Genomic DNA, 19409 nt, shown 5'->3' on the forward strand with positions numbered 1-19409 from the left:
AAGAACGCCCTCCCGCCGAGCGGCGGAAGGGCGTTCTCCATGGGAAGCGTCAATCGGACAGGTCGACCGAGCGCCCGCTGTCGGCGCCGATCTCCGCCACGATCTGGTCCATCACGTCCGACGGGATCGCCGAGTCGACGGTCAGCGCGATCAGCGCCTTGCCGCCCTTGACGTCCCGCGCCACCTGCATGGAGGCGATGTTGATGCCCTTCTCGCCGAGCAGGTGACCCACGACGCCGACGATGCCGGGCCGGTCGGTGTAGGTGAAGAAGGCCAGGTGGTCGGTCGGCTCGATCTCCATCTCGTAGCCGTTGACCTCGACGATCTTGGTGATCTGGCGCGGCCCCGACAGCGTGCCCGACACCGAGACGGTGCGGCCGTCGGCCAGCACACCGCGCACGCCGACGACGTTGCGCCAGTCGGGGCTCTCGGAGCTGGTGACCAGCTCGACGGTCAGGCTGCGCTCCTTGGCCAGCAGCGGCGCGTTGACGTAGGTGACGGCGTCCTCGACGATGTCGGTGAAGACGCCCTTGAGCGCGGCCAGCTCCAGCACCCGCACGTCCTGCGCGGCGATCTCGCCACGGACCTCGATGTCGAGCTTGGTGGCGGTCTCACCGGCGAGCGCGGTGAAGACGCGGCCCAGCTTCTCGGCCAGCGGCAGGCCCGGCTTGACGTCCTCGGCGACGACGCCGCCCTGGACGTTGACCGCGTCGGGCACGAACTCGCCGGCGAGGGCCAGCTTGACGCTGCGGGCGACCTGGGTGCCGGCCTTCTCCTGGGCCTCGTGGGTGGAGGCGCCGAGGTGCGGGGTGGCGACGACCTGGTCCAGCTCGAACAGCGGGCTGTCGGTGCAGGGCTCCTTGGCGAACACGTCCAGGCCCGCGCCTGCCACGCGCCCTTCCTTGATCGCGGAGTAGAGCGCGGCCTCGTCGACGATGCCGCCGCGGGCCACGTTGATGATGCGCACCGACGGCTTGACCTCGTGCAGCTCCTTGTCGCCGATGAGACCCAGGGTCTCCTTCGACTTCGGCAGGTGCACGGTGATGAAGTCGGCGGTCCTGATGACCTCCTCGAGGCTGACCAGCTTGACGCCCATCGCCGCGGCGCGGGCCGGCGGCAGGTAGGGGTCGTAGGCGATCAGCTCGACGCCGAACGGCTGCAGCCGCTGGGCCACGAGCTGACCGATCTTGCCGAGGCCGAGGATGCCGACGATCTTCTCGTCGAGCTCGACGCCGGTGTACTTGGACCGCTTCCACTCGCCGTTCTTGAGCGCGGCGTGGGCCTGCGCGGTGTTGCGGGCGCTGGCGAGGATGAGTGCGATCGTCTGCTCGGCGGCGCTGGTGATGTTGGAGGTCGGCGCGTTCACGACCATGACGCCGGCCTTCGTCGCCGCCTCGACGTCGACGTTGTCGAGACCGACACCCGCGCGGGCGACGACGCGCAGTTTCGGCGCCGCGGCGATGGCCTCGGCGTCCACCTGGGTGGCGGAACGGACGATGAGCGCGTCCACGTCGGCGAGCGCGGGCAGGAACTGCGAGCGGTCGGCGCCATCGGTGTGACGGACCTCGAAGTCGGCGCCGAGCACCGCGAGACCTGCTTCCGACAGCTCCTCTGCGACCAGAACGACGGGCTTGTTCACTGTGATGGATCCTTCGGGCATGCGACGGGCTGAGGGACACGTCAGCGGGCCCCTCGGATCTCTCTGAGTCTATCTAGGCTTGTGAACGCATTCACGAGGGTCTCAGGATCTGGGCGAGCCCGGTACCCACCCCCCGGGAACTCATCCCGACCGCAGCCAACTTTGTCTTGATCGGGAGATTTCTTCGCTATTAGCCTGATAAGCCGTGGGCTACTACCTATCGTTCACCCTATGAGCATCGGGAACCCCGCTCTCGCCGACGTGCTCGTCCAGCACGGCAGTCCGCACCTGCTGCTGGCCGCACTCGCCGACAGGGGAATCCTGGTCGCCGTGCGCCCTGACCGCTCCGTCGTCCTGGGCACGACCCAGGTCGGTGACCGCGTCCTGCTCGGTTATACCGGGCCCCAAACCTACGCACGGCACCGGGGCGGCCATTCGCTGTCGGCCTGCGACGCCGACACCATCCTCGACATCCAGCGCGTCACCGGCGTGCGGGAGATCGTGATCGACGCCGCAGGCCCGGCCGCGGCAGCCGTACCGATCGAGGATCTCCAGCGTTTCCTCGTCTCGACGCGGACGGGATCTCAGCCGGTGCTGTCCGGCGCGATGCCCACCGCGTACGCGACCGGGGCCATGGCCGCGGTCTCGACCGGTGGCTCGGTGCTGCAGAGCGCGCCGCCCGTGCAGGTCGCGCCCGCGCCGCAGTCGTGGATCCCCGCGCCGCGCCCCCACCTGTCGGGGCCCATGCAGCAGGTGGATCCCGGCTACCGCCGGTGCACCCACCCGATCCTGCCCGCGCTGCGCGGCGCGATCGTGCTGCTGCTGTCCGACTACCCGCTGGTCCACCACGTGTGGATCTCCGAGGCGCGGACGGCCTCGGGCGCCCCCGGCATCATGCTGCACGTCAAGGTCCACATGTCGGCCGCCGAGGACGTGGTCCGCGACCTGCACCGCGGGGTTCGCGCCAGGCTGCCGCAGCTGGCGGCCAGCGAGGCGCCGATCCTCATGGCCCGGGTGGCCGACGCGCGTAGCGAGCGCAGGATGGTGGAGCTGGGCGCGCACGTGGTGTGCGCGGACGTCACGGACTGATTGGGCCTACCGAGCAAGAGCGCGGACGTCACGGACTGATTGGGCCTACCGAGCAAGAGCTCGGTCGGCTTGACTGGCGGCGTGATCGTCTCCACCGGCGTGCGGCTCGGGTACGGCGTGGGCTCGTTCTGCACGGCCACCTACGCCGCGGTGCCGGGACTGCTGCTGCTCTACTACATGACCAACTTCCTGGCCGTGCCCGCGTGGTTCGCCGGCCTGGTCGTGGCCGCGCCCAAGGCGTGGGACCTGGTCGTGAACCCGCTGGTGGGCCGGTGGTCCGACCGTACGGTGTCACGGATGGGACCGCGCAGGCCGTGGATGCTGGCGGGCGCCTGCACGCTCCCGCTCGCCTTCGCGGCGCTGTTCGCGGGCCCCCCGCTCACCGGCACGCCCGCCGCCGTCTACGTGGCGGCGGTCTTCCTGGTCGCCGCCACCGCCTACGCGCTGTTCGAGGTGCCGTACAAGGCGATGCCCGCCGAGATGACCGGCGACTACCACGAGCGGACCGCGTTGCTGCAGTGGCGGATGGTCTTCATCGGCGCGGCGACCGTGATCAGCGGCGTCGTCGCACCCGCCATCGTCAACAGCCAGGGCGACGGCGGCACGCCGGCCGGCTACCGGCTGATGGGCGTCACCATCGCGATCGTGATGCTGGCCGCCATGCTCGGCGCCTTCTTCGGTACGGCCCGCGCCCCCATGACCGGCGCCCCCGAGCCCGACGGCGGCTCGCTGTGGTCGCAGTTCGCGGTGCTGCGGGGCAACGCGTCGTACGGCTGGCTGCTGGCGCTGAGCTGCACGCAGTTCCTCGCCGTCGGGGTGATGCTGGCGGCGGCGCCGTACTTCGCCACCTACGTTCTCGACGACCCCAAGGCGACCAGCACGCTGTTCGCCGCGCTGATCGGGCCGATCCTGCTCACGATGCCGCTGTGGCTGAAGCTGTCCAAGCGGTACGACAAGCGCGGGGCGATGTTCATCGCCGGCCTCGTCTTCGCCTGCGGTACGGCGGCGGCGGTCGCCACGCCCCTGTTCGGCGACCTGTTCGCGCACCTCATGCTGCTGGTGGTGGGCATCGGGTTCGCCGGCGTCCAGCTGCTGCAGTTCTCGATGCTGGCCGACGTGATCGCCCTCGACGCCGCCACGACCGGCATGCGGCGCGCGGGCGTGTTCACCGGGTTGTGGACGGCGGTCGAGAGCGCGGTGAGCGCCTTCGGCGCGCTGATCTTCGGCGCGGTGCTGTCGCTGGGTGGATTCGTGCCGTCCGATCCGGGCAGGCCGGTGGAGCAGCCGGAATCGGCCGTCACCGCCGTGCTCCTCGGTCAAACAGCCGTGCCAGCCTCCATTATCTTTCTTGCCGTCCTCATGACGTTCCGTTACCGATTGACAGCGGAACATGTTCTGCATGACCCGCTCGAGTCTTCTACATCAGGCGAGATACGCCCTCCGGCACCCTGACAGAGTCCTCCCCCACGCGCGGCGGCTCACCAGAGACCTGTGGTTCCGGCTGCACACCCGTGACCACGTCGACTACTACCGGGCCGTGATGCGCTCCGACACCGGCCGCAACCCCGACCGCGCCGTCGGCGCCAAGAGCAGGCAGCGGTGGCTGAAGCTGGGCCAGACGCAGTTCGACTACCTCGTCACGCACGGCCTGCGCCCCGAGCACCGCATGCTGGAGATCGGCTGCGGCAACCTGCGCGCCGGGCGGCTGTTCATCGACTACCTCTCCCCCGGCAACTACTACGGGCTCGACATCTCTCCCGACATCCTCTTCGCCGCCCAGCGGACGCTGGCCGACTACGGCCTGCAGGGCAAGCTCCCCCACCTCATCCCCGTCCGCGATCTGCGCTTCGAGTTCCTGCCGGACGAGTACTTCGACGTCGTCCACGCCCACAGCGTCTTCTCCCACTCCCCTCTGCACGTGATCGAGGAGTGCTTCGCGCACGTGACCCGCGTCATGAAGCCCGACGGCTGGTTCGACTTCACCTTCGACAGGACGCAGGGCAAGGAGCACCACGTCCTGCGCGAAGACTTCTACTACCGCACCGAGACGCTCGCGCGTCTGGCCGAGCGGCACGGCCTGACGGCGGAGTTCATGGACGACTGGGAGCTCCTGCCGCTCAAGCAGTCCAAGCTCCGCGTGCGCCGCGCCGTCAGGTGAGGCGACGGGTCACCGTCAGCCTTCCTGGCCGCGCGAACACTCCCGCGACGAGCGCGGCCAGCAGCGGCAGGCCGATCACGAGGCCGCCGACCAGGGGCCACGGCACGGCGATCGTCGCCGGTTTGATGTCCTGCATGACGCGGACCCAGCCGTATGCCCGGGTCGTGCCGCCGCCGCTGGTCATCACCCAGGCCAGCGCGACACCGGGGGCGGCGCCGGCGACGGCGCCCACCAGCGCGCCGAGACCGGCGATGTAGCCGGCCTGGCCGGCCACCACCAGCCGGCCCGTCGTGGCGGGCGCGCCCACCGCCGAGACGGTCGCGAGGTCGGGCCGCATGTCGGCCGCCGCCAGCGCGGTGGCCACGAACGTGCCGCCGAGCACCAGCACCAGCGTGCCGCCCAGCAGCACGAGCAGTTCATCGCCGATGTCGCGGTGATATCCCCTCTCCAGGTAGGCGCCGGCATGGGGGCTGATCGCCAGGAGGTCCCGGTTGAACCTGTCCATGGCCTTCGGCTGGTGCCGCGCGTGGAGCTCGCGCTCGGTGCGCTTCCACCCCTTCGCCGCTACCACCGACGGCGGTACCAGGACGGCACCCAGGTGCCGGTCGGCCGCCTTCGCCACGATCGCGGGCAGCTCGAAGGTCTGGTACGGATCGCCGGACTCGTAGGTGCCGGCCTCGACGACGAGCCTGCCGTCGCGCACCAGCGACGGGTCGAAGACCACCGCCTTGCCCGCCGCGAACGCGGCGGCCGTGCGCGGGTCGTGCCCGCCCATGAACAGATCGAGCAGCCGCTGGTCGCCGATGGAGAAGTCGAAGGACTCCACACCGCATCCGTCACACCGGACCGGCCGCCGGGCGCGCAGGTCGAGCAGGCGGCCCCGGTCGTCCGCCGCGCGGTACCCTCCGACCAGTTCGACGCCGGGCAGCCGTTCCTCCACGGCCGTGCGGATCTTGGCCCATTCCGCGTCGTCCGCGGCGTCCGCCCTGATCGCCAGCGTGCCGGCCGGAACGGCGGACCGGTACGACTCCTGGTGGGCGATGTGCTGGCTGTAGATCCCGATGCCCACCGTGATGGCTCCGGCGGTCGCGGTCATGACGGCCGCGACGGCCGACGCCGTACGCACGCGATGCCGGACGGCGTCGCGCACGGTCAGCCGCAGCGCGAGCGGCAGCCGGCCGGCCGGTCGCCCCGTGGCCGTGACGATCCACGGCGTCAGCGCCACCATCCCGAGCAGGCCGAGCATGGCGGCCATGAAGATCCACAACTCCTCGGTCCTCGCCGCCAGAACCATCGCGGCGAGACTGGCGGCCACCAGGACCAGCCCGAGCACCGGCCTGCCGGCCTTGACCCGGGTGCTGCCCGAGCGTCCTGCCAGCACGGCGGCGGTGTCCTGGCGGGCCGCCTGCTGGGCGGGAACCAGCGCCGCCACCACGCCGCTGACCAGCCCGAGCGCCGCCACGCCCGCCACCTGCCACCAGGGCACGTCGGTCGGGCCCACGGTGGTCGAGACGAACGGCACCAGCAGCAGCCCGCCCGCCGTCCCTGCGACGGCCCCCACGGCGGAGGCGAGGCCGCCCAGGACGAGACCGTCGGCCAGCACGACCGCCCGCAGGTGCGCCGCCGAGCCGCCCTGGGCGGAGATCATCGCGAGCTCCGTCCTGCGGCGGCGCAACCCGATGGCGAACGCGGGTCCGGCCAGCAGGACGGTCTCGGCCGTCACCATGAAGACGACGAGCGCGACCGCCAGCACGTCCATGCTCGTCGTCGGCACCATCGGCCTGTCGTAGGCGGCGGTGAGCGCCGAGAGTCCGACGAGGCCGACCTCGTTGAGGCGCCGGGTGTCGGCCAGGGTCGCGGGGGCCGGGGTGTCGGCCAGCCAGCCGGTGCCGGCGCCGTCGCGCTTGTTCAGCAGCAGCACGCCCCTGAACCCGATGATCTCGCGGTGCGCGGAGCTGAACGGGTAGGCCACCACGCCCACCACTCTCACCTGGCGGTCGGCCCGGGTGACCCTGATGGTCTCGCCGGGCCGGAACGGGAGCCCGTTGGCCACCACCACCTCGTCGGGACCGGCGGGGTAGCGGCCCGCGACGAGCGGCCGCATGCCCTTCGCCAGGGGATCGCGCAGGTCGATCTCGGCCGCGCTGACGTGCTCGTAGCCGTCGTCGAGCCAGACGTCGACGCTCCCCTCGTCGAAGCCGATCAGCCTGGCGCCGGGCTGCAGCCGCGCGGCCGCCTGCGCCGCGGTCGTGGGTCCGCCCCGCTTCGGTCCGCCGTCGTCGACGGGGCCCGGCAGTCCGATGGAGCCGTGCTGCTCGCCGACCCTGGCGTACTCCGTCGTCGTGATCCGCAGGTCGGCCGCGCCCAGCTGCCTGACCAGCCCTTCGCGGAGCGAGACGTTCGCGGTCGCCACGACGGTGAGCAACCCCGTGATCACCAGAACCGGCAGGCCGATCATCACCATGATCAGCGCGGTGCGCCCCTTGGCCCTGGCGGCGTCACGCCGGGAGATGCGCAGCGCGGCCCTCATCGGGCGCTCTCCACCGGCGCGGCCGTCGTGTCGGCGATCAGCCCGTCGCGCAGGAACACCACCCTGTCGGCCCACCCCGCGTAGCGCGACTCGTGGGTGACCAGCAGCACCGCCGCGCCCGCCTCGCAGCGGCTGCGCAGTAACTCGAGGATCTCGTCGCCGGTCGGCGTGTCCAGCGCGCCCGTCGGCTCGTCGGCCAGGATCAGCCGCCGCTCGCCCACCAACGACCTGGCGATCGCGACGCGCTGGCGCTGCCCGCCGGAGATCTCGTCGGGGAACCTGTCGGCGACGTGCGCCAGGCCCACCTGGCCCAGCACCTCGAGCGCCTCCCGCCGGGCGTCGCGGGCGCGCACGCCGTCGAGCTCGCGGGGCAGCATGACGTTCTCCGCCGCGGTCAGCGAGGGGATGAGGTTGAGGTCCTGGAAGACGTAGCCGACGCTCCTGCGCCGCAGGGCCGCCAGGTCCCTGACCGTCGCCAGGTCGACGTCCTCGACGGTCACCGTGCCCCCGGTGGGCCGGTCGAGGCCGCCCGCGAGGTTGAGCAGCGTCGACTTGCCCGAGCCCGACGGGCCCATGACCGCCACCAGTTCCCCCGACGCGACCTGCAGGCTGACGCCCCTCAGGGCGTGGACGGCGGCCTCGCCCTCCCCGTGCACGCGCGCCACGTCGTGCAACGACGCCACCACCTGCTTCATGCTCCAGCCTCCTTGAGTACGGCCTCGCAGTGGTCGAGCCAGCGCTGCTCGGCCTCGGCCTGAAAGATCATCGAATCCAGCACCAGACGCTGGGCGGGGCCCGCCGAGCCGGCGCGCTTGGCCCGGGTCAGCTCCTGCAGGGTGCGCATCGTGGCGGTCCGCTGGCGCTGCACGACCTTGCCGACGTCCACGTCCTTCGCGGTGACGGCCATCGCCAGCTTGATGACCAGCTCGTCCCTCGGCCGGTCGGACTGGGCGACGGGGGTGCTGAACCATCGCCCCATCTCGGCCCGACCGGCCTCGGTGACCGTGTAGACGACCCGGCCCTGCTCGTCCTCCTCGCCGGAGGCGACCAGGCCGTCCCGTTCCATGCGCGAAAGCGTCGTGTAGACCTGGCCGATGTTGAGCGGCCAGGTCGCCCCCGTCGACGCCTCGAACTCCGCGCGCAGCTGATAGCCGTACCGAGGCCCCTGGCTCAGCAGCGCCAGGAGCCCGTGTCTGATCGACATGAATACTGAGTATGCATACGCAGTATGCCCCATTCAAGGTTTTCTGGACAGGAAACGCGGTTCGGGCCGATACTCGGGGCATGAGCTCGACGCAACCCCCATTTCGCGCCTCCGATGGGGAACGTGATCGCGCCATCGACGAGCTCCGCGACCGCGCCGTCGAGGGGCGTCTGAGTCACGACACGTTCGTGGGCCGAGTCGATCAGGCACTGCGCGCGCGCAGCCGCCACGAGCTCGACGAACTGGTCGCCGACCTTCCCCCGCGCAACACCCTCCGGCAGCGGCTGACCGACGCGGTGGCCTCGGTCTCGGAGTTCACCACCCGGGTGCAGTCCGCGTGGCGCAAGCCGCGCCTGCCACGCCTGGCGCTGCCCGACGACAGCAGGCTCAGGTACGTGGTCGGCCGCGGGTCGGCCTGCGACCTGGTGCTGGCCGACCTGACCGTCTCCCGGGTGCACGCCGAGCTGCGCAGGACCGACGACGGGTCATGGATGCTGGTCGACCTGGGATCGCTGAACGGCACCCGCCTCAACGGATGGCGGCTGGTGGGGCCCGCGCGCGTGCGCTCGGGCGATGAGATCTCGTTCGGCGACGTGGGCTTCCTGGTGTCCAGCCCGGCGACCACCGTCTGACCCGCAGCGCCCGCGGTTTCCGTTCCGCGCCGAGACGCTTTCGCCTGCCGTCACACGCTGCGGCGACATGCGGGATGGCCAACCACGGCAAGGATGCCAGGAAAGATACGGAAATTTGCGGATTGCAGCGGGGGATCGGCGCTCCCATGATCCCTGCGAGACCAAGTACGCACCCTGGAGACCTCCATGCGTCGCACCCCCGCCTCACTCGCCGCCGGAGCACTCGTCGTGGCCCTCGCGTGGGCGTCCGGCCCCGTCGCTCCCGCCACGGCCGCCGACCCCTCCCCCGGCGTCGCCGACCTCACCCAGGACCTCAACCAGATCCTCAGCGACTCCCGGCTGGACATCGCCCGCGCCGGCGTCGTGGTCAAGAGCGCCGCCACCGGCGAGGCGCTCTACTCGAACGACGCGGGCAAGCTCATGACCCCCGCCTCCAACGCCAAGCTGTTCACCTCCGCGGCCGCGGCCGAGGTGCTCGGCCTCGACCACCGGTTCACCACCAGCGCGCTGGCCGCCGGCCGTACCGTCGGGTCCGTGCTCACCGGTGACCTGGTGCTGCGCGGCACCGGCGACCCGACGATGCTCGCCACCGACTACGACGCGCTCGCCGCCGCCGTCGCCGCGAAGGGCGTCAAGCTCGTCACCGGCAAGCTGGTCACCGACGACACCTGGTTCGACACGGTACGGCTCGGCCAGGACTGGGCCTGGGACGACGAGACCGCCTACTACGCCGCCCCGATCTCCGCGCTGACCGCCTCACCCGACAAGGACTACGACGCGGGCTCGGTCATCGTCTCGGTCGCACCCGACGGGGACAAGGTCAAGGTCTCCACCACCCCCGAGACCGACTACCTGAAGATCGTCAACAACGCCACCGTCGGCACCTCGACCGACGTGCTCGTCGAACGCCGGCACGCCACCAACACGGTCGTCATCACCGGCACCGTGGCCGGGCCGTACAGCGAGTGGGTGGCCGTCGACGACCCCACCCGCTACGCCGCCTCCCTGTTCCGCAAGTCGTTGAACGCCCACGGCGTCAAGGTCCTCGGGCCCACCGTCAGCGGCGCGCCCGAGGGGGCGACCGAGCTGGCCAAGCACGAGTCGATGCCGCTGAGCGAGCTGCTGGTGCCGTTCATGAAGCTCAGCAACAACATCCACGCCGAGATCCTGACCAAGGCCATGGGCCGCAAGGTCGCCGGCCAGGGCACGTGGGCCGCCGGACTCAAGGCCACCTCCGACTTCGCCAAGGCCAACGGGGTGCAGATCCTGAACCTGCGCGACGGCTCCGGCCTGTCCCGCCGCGACGGCGTCACCGCCACCTCCATCAGCCAGCTGCTGCTGTCGGTGCGGAGCAAGCCGTGGTTCAAGACCTGGTACGACGCGCTGCCCATCGCCGGCAACGCCGACCGCTTCACCGGCGGCACGCTGCGCAGCCGGATGCGCGGCACGCCCGCCGCCAACAACGTCCACGCCAAGACGGGGTCGCTGACGAGCGTCACGTCGCTGTCCGGGTACGTGACGAGCGCCGAGGGCGAGCCGCTGGTGTTCTCGATCATGCTGAACCAGTACCTGTCCGGGTCCCCCAAGGACATCGAGGACAAGATCGCGGTACGGCTGGCGAAGTTCAGCCGCACCACCCCGGACACCGCCGCCCAGCTGCGCGGTGAGGAGAGCCCGGCCGCGCCGGAGGGCGGCGAGCTGGAGTGCTCGTGGCTCAAGCCCGTCGAGTGCTGACCCTCTGACCGCCACCCGCACGGCCCGCCCGGAACCTTCCAGGCGGGCCGTCCCCTTTCCACACACTTGACACCTCCGGCACCCCGGCACCCCACACAACCCCCGCCCCGCGCACAACCCCGGGCACCCCACGCACCCCCGACCCCGCACCGCCCACGGCCCACCTGGTCCACCGGGTTCACCGGTCCCGCCCGAGGCTCGGCAGGTCCCGGGCTCCGCCTACGGATCCGCATCTCGACCGAATCGCGGGAGTCACGGGGGATCCGGATCTCGACCGAGCCGCTGGTGTCACGGGACCGCCGGCATCAGGGGCACGGGCCGCCCTCCGACCGCCACGGTCGCGCGGCCATCGACGCCACGGACTCCACCGAGGTCGGGAGCTCTCGGTGCCGGGACCGCGGCCCCATCCGCCACGTACCGTCCGGACATCACCTTCCGTAACGGCGCCCGGCCACGGGCGCTCGGTGACGCGTGTCCCTGGACGGAGGCCGGCCACGCGCCAGGGGTGGCGCGTGGCACGGCGTGCCGTACCGGCCGGGAGGGAGGAGGGAGCGGCTACGAGACGACCTTCAGCCGGCGGAGGGTGTAGCCGCCGCCCGACGGATCGAGGGCTTTCGTCGCCTGCTTGAACAGGTACTCCGCCCGCTCGTAGGACAGGCGGCGGCGTCCCGTCTCCGGGCACAGGTCGGCCGCCGGCGTCGTGGCCGGCCGCGGCCGCCGATCGGTGAGGAACACCGGCCCACGGGTGCGGCCGGCCACCAGGAGAGGGAGGAGTCCGGCGGTCTGCGAGCGCCAGCTCACCCAGGTGCCGCCCGCGCGGGCTCGGCGGTCGTCGAGGTCCAGGTCCTCCACGTTCAGCGACAGGACGGCGGTCACCCCGGCTCCGGACTCGTGCAGCAGCCGCCACAACGTCCGCTCGCGCAGGGGCAGGCCGGGGCTGCTCCACAGCGCCTCCAGCTGTGCCGGGCCGATCGGCTCCGCGGGTGCGCGTGTCTCGGGTCGCCGGTCGAGGCCCGCCGCGAGATCGTCCAGGGACGCCCAGGCGCCGAACGACCGGATGGCGGACCGATGCCGGTTCCACGTCCTGGCCGCCGCGTCGCCCCAGGCCGTCTGGAACACCCGGGTGACGTGGGCGGCGGTGAGGGAGTCCAGCGGCAGCTGCTCGCCCAGGGCCAGGAGCAGGCGGCGCAGGGTCTGCCGGTAGGAGCGGATCGTCGGGGCGCCGAGATCGTCCCGTGCCAGGAATTCCTGTACGGCCCGGCCAAGCGTCCGGACGGGCGCGCCGGTGACCGCGATCTCGTCGGCGCGGCGGCGCAGGAAGTCACGCTCGGCGGCGTTCCTGGTGAGGGCCGCGGCGCGCTCGAACTCCAGCCGCGCCTCCGCGTGCCGTCCCAGGCGGAGCAGGAGATCGCCCCTGACACTCGGCAGCAGGTGGTAGTCGCGCAGCACGGGATCCTCGACGAGGGTGTCGGCCACGGCGAGCCCGGCCTGCGGCCCGTGCGCCATCCCGACGGCCACAGCCCGGTTGAGCTGCACGATCGGCGTCGGCAGCAGGCGGGCCAGCCCTTCGTACAGCGCGGCGATCTGCGCCCAGTCGGTGTCCTCGGGGGTTCGCGCCTGCGCGTGGCACACGGCGATCGCCGCCTGCAGCACGTAGGGGCCGGGAGCGCCGCCGATCGCCCTGGCCCGCAGCATCGCGGTGAACCCGCGGCGGATGAGGAGCTGGTCCCAACGCCCCCGGTTCTGCTCCTGCAGCTGGACGGGTTCTCCCGACGGCCCGGTCCGCGCGGCCGAGCGGGACGCCTGGATCTCCATGAGCGCCACCAGCCCGTGCACCTCGGCCTCGTCCGGGGCGAGCGTGGCCAGCAGCCGGCCGAGCCGCAGCGCCTCCAGGCAGAGCCCCGGCCGCATCAGGTCGTCGCCCGACGTCGCCGAGTACCCCTCGTTGAAGATCAGGTAGATGACCTCGAGCACCGACGACAGGCGCGCGGCCGTCTCCGTGCCGTCGGGCAGCTCGAACGGCACCGCCGCCGCGGCGAGGGTCCGCTTCGCCTGGGCGATGCGCTGGGCGATCCGCTGCTCGGTGACGAGGAACGCCCGCGCGATCTCCGCGGCGGTCAGGCCGCCGAGGAGCCGCAGCGTCAGCGCGACCCGCGCCTCGGTCGGCAGCACGGGATGGCAGGAGACGAACATCAGCCGCAGGACGTCCTGCTGTTCGGTGTCCGGCGGCTCGGTGTCCTGCGGCTGGTGAAGCTCATGGGCCAACCGCTCGTACCCGCTCTCCAGGCGGGCGGAGCGCCGGATGTGGTCGATGGCCCTGCGCTTGGCGACGGCCATGAGCCAGGCGCCCGGATTATCCGGGACCCCCGACTGCGGCCATTGTTCGAGCGCGGCGACGAGCGCGTCCTGGGCCAGTTCCTCGGCGAGGCCGACGTCGTGCACCATCCGGGCGAGCGCGGCGATGATCCGCGCCGATTCCAGCTTCCAGACCGCGTCGACGCTGCGATGGGTGTCCGTCGTGGACATGCCGGCAGCGGATCAGGCCCCGAAGACCTGCTGGATGACGCTCTCGCCGTCCCCGACGATCTTGCGGAAGCGGCGGGTCAGCTCGATCGCCTCCTCCTTCGAGCGCACCTCGACCAGCGCGAACCCGGCCACGGCCTCCTTCGCCTCGGCGAACGGCCCGTCGGTCACGGTGATCTCGTCGCCGGCGGACGTCACGCGGATGCCGCCGGGCTCGAGGCCGCCGGTGGCCAGCAGGATGCCCGCCGCGGTCAGCTCCTCGACGAACGCGGCCATCTCGACGTAGAGGGTCTCGTCGGGGGGCGTGTCAGAAGCCTTGGACATCATCAGGTAGCGCATGGACCTGCCTCCTCGTGTTCGCGTGTCGCTGCCTACGCGTCGTACCACCCTAGCGACAGGGAACACCCGAATTCCCTGTCACATCGCTGGATCGACGTCTGGATGAGAACCGACACCGAGAAAGGCACCGGACATGACCGCCATCCAGCTCCCCACCGCCACCGCCGGGCCCGCCGCCACCACCCGCGCCCTGCTCACCTGCGCGACCGTGGCCGCGCCGCTGTGGGCGACGGTCTCACTCCTGCAGGCCGCCACCCGCGAGGGCTTCGACCTGACCCGCCACCCGTTGAGCGCGCTGGCCAACGGCTCACTCGGCTGGCTGCAGATCGCCAACTTCCTGGTCGCGGGCATGCTGACCGTCGTGGGCGCGTCCGGCCTGCGCCGTGCGATGCACGGCACCCCCGGCGGGACGTGGGTGCCGCGGCTGGTCCGCCTCAACGGCATCGGCATGATGGCCGCCGGCGTCCTGGTCATGGACCCGGGCGACGGCTTCCCCACCGGCACCCCGTACGGCATGCCGCAGACGATCAGCTGGCACGGCTACGGCCACATGGCCGCCGGATCGATCGCCTTCGCCGCCCTGATCGCCGCCTGCTACATCCTGGGCCGCCACTTCAGCCGGGCCGGCGACCGCGGCCGCGCCGTCGCCTCCCGCGTCGCCGGCACCGCCCTCCTGCTCGGCAACGGCTGGGCGATGAGCGGGGGCACGGCAGGTTCCCTCACCCTGGCCATCGGGGCGATCACCGCGATGCTCTGGATCTCCGTGGTCGCCGCCCGCTGCCGCCGCAGCTCGTGACCGCCGCCCTGCCCCTCCCGGCCTTGCCCCTCCCCTCCGCCCCACCTCCGGTGGCGGACGGGAGAGGCAGGGCCGTTCGGCGTACCGGGGTTCCGGCATGAGATCGGCGTGGAAAGGGCGAGGGGCGATCGAGGTGGACCGTGGCTGATCAGCGGTTTCGGCGCGGGCGGAATCCGGCACTCGACATGTTTCACATCACATCTGGTGGCGCAGAGATCGAAGAGACGTAGACGCGCAGGTCGGGCACATGGTTTACCGCGGACAGAAGAGATCTTTGTTACGAAAGGGACACATGGAGCCCCAGATTTTCGTGGTTTTTTCGTGACATTTCGTTTCAGTCACACCAGAATGCGTCATCGACCCAGTCTCTAACCCCAACGGAGGACAACGTGCGCAGACAGCTCCAGGCACTCGCCTGCCTCGGAAGTCTGGCGGCATTGAGCACGTCGGTCACCGCCGCGTATGCGGAGACCCAGCCGGAGAACTCCTGCCGCGTGGTCGCGGCCAAGCCATACCTCGACACCACCGGCACCGTCAGGGGCGGCGCCGCCCGGACCGGCTGCGACGACCAGGCGCGCCTGCGGGTCCGCGTCATCGAGGTGCGCCCGGGACCGGACCGCCTGCTCAAGAGCGGTTCGCAGCTCGTCACCAACGGCAGCGTCGTGGCCGGGATCCGCTGCAGCGACGTGCCGCGCCGCCTCTACGTGACCGCGACCGACTACCGGGGCGACTCGCACCGCTCCGGCGTCGCCTCGATCTCGTGCGACACCACCCCGACGCCCGCGCCGTCGCCCACCGGGAGCCCGACCACCACCCCGACCGCCAGCCCGACCACCACGGCGACGGCGATCCCGACGAGCACGCCGACCGGCGGCGGCACGACCATCGAGGACGAGGTCGTCAAGCTCACCAACGCGGAGCGCGCCTCCGGCGGCTGCAAGCCGCTCACCCACGACCCGCAGCTGCGCGCCGCGGCCGAGGGCCACTCGGCGGACATGGCGGCCAAGGGCTACTTCAGCCACACCTCACCCGACGGCCGCGGCCCCGGCGACCGCATCAAGGCCTCGGGCTTCTCCCCCGTCAGCGCCTGGGGAGAGAACATCGCCATGGGCCAGCGCACCGCCGCCGACGTGGTTCGGGGCTGGATGAACAGCCCGGGGCACCGCGCGAACATCATGAACTGCAACTACACCCACATCGGTGTCGGGCACGACGCGAAGGGCCCGCACTGGACCCAGGTCTTCGCCCGCCACTGATTTCCCTCACGTGCGTCGGGCCAACCCATCACCCCGCCCGACGCCTCCCAGCGGGCCCGCCGCCGCTCCTCCTCCGCACAAGGGAACGGCAGGCGGGCCCGCGCCGTTCCGTTGTCCGGACACCCGACTCCGGAACCCGCCCAGATCCGGCGGCTCACAAGGGAGTGTCAGGCGGGCCCGCGCCGTTGCCTCGCCCGATGCCCGCCTCCGGGACCCGCCGAGGTCCGACGGCTCACACCGGGACCGGGTCGCCGGCGCCCGCCCGGAACTCGGCCAGGAAGGGCTCCTCGTCCAGCGCTGCCACCACCCGCGCCGTGATCCGGTCGACGTCGCCGCGTTCGGCCTGCGGCAGCGGTCGCCCCACCGACTCCCTGGCCGCCGCGGCCGCCCCGAGCAGCCTGGCGGCACGCCGGTGATCGCCGCCCAGCGACACCGCCCCCGCCATTCCCTCCAGCGCCAGCGCGATCGCCCGGGGATCGGCGATGGCGCTGGCATGGGCGTGGCTCTCGCGGTGCAGGGACGTGGCCAGCTCGGCATCGCCCCGCAGTTCGGCGATGAAGCCCAGCTCCGCCAGCAGCAGGGCCGAGCCCGACTCCCCCGCTTTCCTGATCCAGTCGAGCGAGGTGCGCAGGTGCTTCTCCGCGGTGTCGAGCCGGCCCTGCCGCCGGGCGCTGAGCGCGAGCCCGATCTCGGCGAACTGCTCGGCGTAGGGATGCGCCTGCGTCACCGCCAGCCGCCTGGCCCGTTCGTGCAGCTCGTCGGCCCTGGCGTAGTCGCCCCGCAGCAGCGCGATGCGGCCCAGCCCCGCCGTGTACCTGGAGACCTCGAACCCCAGCTCCAGCTCCTCGGCCATGGCCAGGCCCCGGGAGTGAAGCGCCGCGGCCCGCTCGTAGTCGCCGTCGATCTCCGCGAGCGTCGCCAGCGGCTCGACCGTCTGCAGGATCCCCCAGTGATCGCCGAGCTCCTCGAACAGCTCCGCGCTGCGCTCGCCGTCCCGCTCGGCACCGGGGAGGTCGCCCCTCATCATGGCGTGGAGGGCACGGGCGACCAGCCCGGCCGCCGTGCCCCACCGGTCGCCGACCGTCTCGCACACCGCGAGAGACCTGGCGATCAGCTCCTCGCTGCGGAGCTGGACACCGTGGCCCCACATGCTGAACCCGAGGAACCACTGGGCTCTGGCCAGCAGGTGGAGATCTCCCGCCGCTTCCAGCACGGCGAGCGCGGCCTCCACCCGCCCCCTCAGATCGACGGCGACCCCCAGGCGCAGCGTCAGGCCCGCTTCCAGGATCTCGGCCAGCGCCCTGAGGACCGGGTCGGCCGCACCCTCGACGGACCGCGCCAGAGCCAGCGCCCTGCGCCCCTCGTCGAAGCGGCAGCGCATCAGGAAATGCAGAGCCATGGCGTTGGCCAGGCGCAACGCGAGCTCCGCCGCGCCCTGGCGGGCCGCGGTGTCGAGCGCGGCGCGCAGGTTGGCGCTCTCGGCGTCGATGGCCGCCAGCCACCGCGACCGCCCCGCGGCCCGCCGGCCGCTCTCCTCGGCGAGGGCGAGGTAGTGGTGGGCGTGGCGGCGCCGCACGCATGCGAGCTCGGCCGCCTCCTCCATCCGTTCGAGGCAGTAGGCGGCCACCGACTCCAGCAGGCGGTAGCGGGTGCCCAGCGGCGTCGTCACGGTGACGACGAGCGAGCGGTCGACGAGCCTGGCCAGCAGGTCGAGCACGTCGGCCGGGTGCACGCCCTCCCCTGAGCACACCGCCTCGGCGGCCTCCAGCGTGCAGCCGTCGGCATGGACGGCCAGGCGGCGCAGCACGACCCGCTCGGCCTCCGTGAGCAGCTCCCAGCTCCAGTCGATCATCGCGCGCAGGGTCTGCTGCCTGGCAGGGGCGCCCCGCCTGCCCGCGCCGAGCAGGCGGAACCGGTCGTCGAGCCGATCGGCGAGCTGGGCCGGGCTGAGCACGCGCATGCGTGAGGCGGCCAGCTCCAGCGCGAGCGGCAGCCCGTCGAGGCGGCGGCAGACGGCCGCGACCGCCTCCGCGTTGCGCTCGTCGAGGACGAACCCCGGCGCGGCCGCGGTCGCCCGCGCCGCGAAGAGCCGCACGGCGCTGGAGGCGGCGGCGTCGCCCGTGCCCGAGGGCAGGTCGAGCGGCTGGACTGCCCACAGCCGCTCCCCGTCGATGGCCAGCGCCTCCTGGCTGGTGGCCAGGACGCGTAGCGCGGGCGCCGACCGCAGCAGCCTCTCGGCGACGGCGGCGACCTGGTCGACGACGTGCTCGCAGTTGTCGAGCAGGAGCAGCACGCGTTTGGCCCGCAGCACGTCGGCCAGCCGCTCGGTGGCGTCGGCGCCGCGCTTGCCCGCCGCCCTGTCGTCACGGACGCCCATCGCCGCCGCGATGGCGTCGACGACCCCGCCGGTGGCGGGTCGGGCGGCCAGCTCGACCAGCCACACGCCGTCGGGGTGGGCTCCTTCGAGCTGCGCGGCCACCTCCAGCGCGAGCCGGGTCTTGCCGACCCCGCCCGGCCCGGTGAGCGTGACCAGCCGGTGGGACTCGACCAGCGACCGCACCTCGGCCGTGGCGCCCTCCCTGCCGATCAGGCCGGTCATGGGCACGGGCAGGTTGGTGGGAGTGGTGGCGGGCGGGGCGTCGAGCGCGGGGTCCTGCTCGAGCATCGCCTGGTGGAGCGCCACCAGCTCGGGCCCGGGATCGAGGCCGAGCTCCTCGGCCAGCAGGGTGCGCAGCCCGGCGTAGCCGTCGAGCGCCTCGCTCTGCCGGCCCGCGCCGTAGAGGGCGCGCAGGTGGACGGCCCGCAGCCGCTCGCGGAGCGGGTGCTCGGCCACCAGGTCGGCCAGCTCGGCCGCGAGCTGGGCGTGCTCGCCGAGGGCGAGCCTCGCCTCGGCCTGCTCCTCGATCGCCACCAGCCGCTGCTCGGCCAGGCGGGCGCGCACCGGCCGGACGAACTCCTCGTCGGCGACGTCGGCGAACGGCTCGCCGCGCCACAACGCCAGCGCGTCGGCCAGCAGCGCGACCTTGGTGGCGGGGTCGTCGCTCGCGCGGGCCTTCCCGGCGAGCGCCTCGAACCGGTCGGCGTCGAGCGTGCCCTGCTCCACGCGCAGCGCGTAGCCCGAGGGGGCGAAGGCCAGCCGCCGCCTGCCGTCCCGCTCCGCCTCCTCCAGCACCCTGCGCAGCTGGGACACCTTGACCCGCAGCGCCGCCGCCGGCTTGCCCGGCGGCCGGTCACCCCACAGGTCGTCGATCAGGCGGTCGGCCGGGACCGGCCGGCCCGCGTGCGCGAGCAGGTCGGCCAGCAGGGCCCGGACCTTCGCCTCGGGTATGCGCAGCGAACGCCCCTCCGTCGACCAGACCGCCAGCGGGCCGAGCACCCCGAATCGCATGCCGCTCAAGCTAACAAGCGCCACCGACGATTTCGGGGCGGCTACGGGATCACCGTAAGGCTTCCATAACCCGCCCTCTCCACGCTGATCCCCATGAACCGCCCCAGGAAGGCATGCGGCA

At 72.4% G+C, this 19409-nt stretch carries 14 protein-coding genes and 1 pseudogene; 7 read left to right on the plus strand and 8 right to left on the minus strand.

Annotated elements, in window-relative coordinates:
• Positions 1 to 49: 49 nt before the first annotated feature.
• The gene (serA, locus tag ACWEVS_RS19550) at positions 50 to 1639 is read right to left on the minus strand and encodes a phosphoglycerate dehydrogenase (protein ID WP_449928757.1); all 1590 of its coding nucleotides are present in this window, start codon (positions 1637 to 1639) and stop codon (positions 50 to 52) included.
• A 231-nt stretch (positions 1640 to 1870) separates the two neighbouring features.
• Between serA and ACWEVS_RS19555 the strand changes: the two genes are divergently transcribed.
• From ACWEVS_RS19555 to ACWEVS_RS19565, 3 genes are all read left to right on the plus strand, one after another.
• Positions 1871 to 2728 (plus strand): hypothetical protein, encoded by an 858-nt coding sequence (locus ACWEVS_RS19555; RefSeq protein WP_449928759.1) that lies wholly within the window; start codon positions 1871 to 1873, stop codon positions 2726 to 2728.
• Positions 2729 to 2809: 81 nt separating this feature from the next.
• Positions 2810 to 4180: an MFS transporter gene (locus tag ACWEVS_RS19560; protein ID WP_452552647.1), complete on the plus strand. Its 1371-nt coding sequence runs from the start codon at positions 2810 to 2812 to the stop codon at positions 4178 to 4180.
• Complete coding sequence (locus ACWEVS_RS19565; protein ID WP_449928763.1) at positions 4119 to 4886, plus strand: class I SAM-dependent methyltransferase; 768 nt, start codon at positions 4119 to 4121, stop codon at positions 4884 to 4886. The genes ACWEVS_RS19560 and ACWEVS_RS19565 overlap by 62 nt, the downstream gene beginning before the upstream one ends.
• On the opposite strand, the gene ACWEVS_RS19570 is transcribed toward ACWEVS_RS19565, so the two are convergent.
• Genes ACWEVS_RS19570 through ACWEVS_RS19580 form a run of 3 tightly spaced genes read right to left on the minus strand, consistent with a single transcriptional unit; the run spans position 4879 to position 8620 of the window.
• Positions 4879 to 7416 (minus strand): FtsX-like permease family protein, encoded by a 2538-nt coding sequence (locus ACWEVS_RS19570; protein WP_452552650.1) that lies wholly within the window; start codon positions 7414 to 7416, stop codon positions 4879 to 4881. The two genes, ACWEVS_RS19565 and ACWEVS_RS19570, sit on opposite strands and share 8 nt — an antisense overlap.
• Positions 7413 to 8111 (minus strand): ABC transporter ATP-binding protein, encoded by a 699-nt coding sequence (locus ACWEVS_RS19575; protein ID WP_452552651.1) that lies wholly within the window; start codon positions 8109 to 8111, stop codon positions 7413 to 7415. Before ACWEVS_RS19575 ends, ACWEVS_RS19570 begins: the two co-directional genes overlap by 4 nt.
• The gene (locus ACWEVS_RS19580; RefSeq protein ID WP_354909692.1) at positions 8108 to 8620 is read right to left on the minus strand and encodes a PadR family transcriptional regulator; all 513 of its coding nucleotides are present in this window, start codon (positions 8618 to 8620) and stop codon (positions 8108 to 8110) included. Before ACWEVS_RS19580 ends, ACWEVS_RS19575 begins: the two co-directional genes overlap by 4 nt.
• Before the next feature lie 80 nt (positions 8621 to 8700).
• Between ACWEVS_RS19580 and ACWEVS_RS19585 the strand changes: the two genes are divergently transcribed.
• Both ACWEVS_RS19585 and dacB read left to right on the plus strand, forming a co-directional pair.
• Entirely contained in the window at positions 8701 to 9252 is a 552-nt protein-coding gene (locus ACWEVS_RS19585) for a DUF1707 and FHA domain-containing protein (protein WP_354909694.1), read from the plus strand.
• 186 nt (positions 9253 to 9438) lie between these two features.
• Positions 9439 to 10986: a D-alanyl-D-alanine carboxypeptidase/D-alanyl-D-alanine endopeptidase gene (gene dacB, locus ACWEVS_RS19590; RefSeq protein ID WP_452552654.1), complete on the plus strand. Its 1548-nt coding sequence runs from the start codon at positions 9439 to 9441 to the stop codon at positions 10984 to 10986.
• 555 nt (positions 10987 to 11541) lie between these two features.
• Here the strand turns inward: dacB and ACWEVS_RS19595 are convergent.
• From ACWEVS_RS19595 to ACWEVS_RS19605, 3 genes and pseudogenes are all read right to left on the minus strand, one after another.
• Complete coding sequence (locus ACWEVS_RS19595) at positions 11542 to 12303, minus strand: site-specific integrase (RefSeq protein WP_452552686.1); 762 nt, start codon at positions 12301 to 12303, stop codon at positions 11542 to 11544.
• A pseudogene (locus tag ACWEVS_RS19600) lies at positions 12289 to 13512 on the minus strand (RNA polymerase sigma factor); the annotation flags it as partial. The gene ACWEVS_RS19595 and the pseudogene ACWEVS_RS19600, both read right to left, overlap by 15 nt.
• Positions 13513 to 13524: 12 nt before the next feature.
• On the minus strand, positions 13525 to 13848 hold the full coding sequence (locus ACWEVS_RS19605; protein ID WP_449928773.1) for a YciI family protein: 324 nt from the start codon (positions 13846 to 13848) through the stop codon (positions 13525 to 13527).
• A 133-nt stretch (positions 13849 to 13981) separates the two neighbouring features.
• On the opposite strand from ACWEVS_RS19605, the gene ACWEVS_RS19610 reads away from it, so the two are divergent.
• Together ACWEVS_RS19610 and ACWEVS_RS19615 are read left to right on the plus strand one after the other, a co-directional pair.
• On the plus strand, positions 13982 to 14644 hold the full coding sequence (locus ACWEVS_RS19610; protein ID WP_452552655.1) for a DUF998 domain-containing protein: 663 nt from the start codon (positions 13982 to 13984) through the stop codon (positions 14642 to 14644).
• A 389-nt stretch (positions 14645 to 15033) separates the two neighbouring features.
• Positions 15034 to 15900: a CAP domain-containing protein gene (locus ACWEVS_RS19615; protein ID WP_452552657.1), complete on the plus strand. Its 867-nt coding sequence runs from the start codon at positions 15034 to 15036 to the stop codon at positions 15898 to 15900.
• A gap of 232 nt (positions 15901 to 16132) precedes the next feature.
• Here ACWEVS_RS19615 and ACWEVS_RS19620 read toward each other — a convergent pair whose 3' ends face one another.
• Entirely contained in the window at positions 16133 to 19288 is a 3156-nt protein-coding gene (locus ACWEVS_RS19620) for a BTAD domain-containing putative transcriptional regulator (RefSeq protein WP_452552658.1), read from the minus strand.
• Between the last annotated feature and the right edge of the window lie 121 nt (positions 19289 to 19409).

The organism is Nonomuraea sp. NPDC003754, assembly GCF_053605785.1.

Bases quoted from the DNA above. Each gene is read 5' to 3' on its own strand.
- ACWEVS_RS19620 (WP_452552658.1), bottom strand. From the start codon at position 19,288: ATGCGATTCGGGGTGCTCGGCCCGCTGGCGGTCTGGTCGACGGAGGGG.
- ACWEVS_RS19610 (WP_452552655.1), top strand. From the start codon at position 13,982: ATGACCGCCATCCAGCTCCCCACCGCCACCGCCGGGCCCGCCGCCACC.
- ACWEVS_RS19585 (WP_354909694.1), top strand. From the start codon at position 8,701: ATGAGCTCGACGCAACCCCCATTTCGCGCCTCCGATGGGGAACGTGAT.
- dacB (WP_452552654.1), top strand. From the start codon at position 9,439: ATGCGTCGCACCCCCGCCTCACTCGCCGCCGGAGCACTCGTCGTGGCC.
- ACWEVS_RS19565 (WP_449928763.1), top strand. From the start codon at position 4,119: ATGTTCTGCATGACCCGCTCGAGTCTTCTACATCAGGCGAGATACGCC.
- ACWEVS_RS19575 (WP_452552651.1), bottom strand. From the start codon at position 8,111: ATGAAGCAGGTGGTGGCGTCGTTGCACGACGTGGCGCGCGTGCACGGG.
- ACWEVS_RS19580 (WP_354909692.1), bottom strand. From the start codon at position 8,620: ATGTCGATCAGACACGGGCTCCTGGCGCTGCTGAGCCAGGGGCCTCGG.
- ACWEVS_RS19605 (WP_449928773.1), bottom strand. From the start codon at position 13,848: ATGCGCTACCTGATGATGTCCAAGGCTTCTGACACGCCCCCCGACGAG.
- ACWEVS_RS19555 (WP_449928759.1), top strand. From the start codon at position 1,871: ATGAGCATCGGGAACCCCGCTCTCGCCGACGTGCTCGTCCAGCACGGC.
- ACWEVS_RS19570 (WP_452552650.1), bottom strand. From the start codon at position 7,416: ATGAGGGCCGCGCTGCGCATCTCCCGGCGTGACGCCGCCAGGGCCAAG.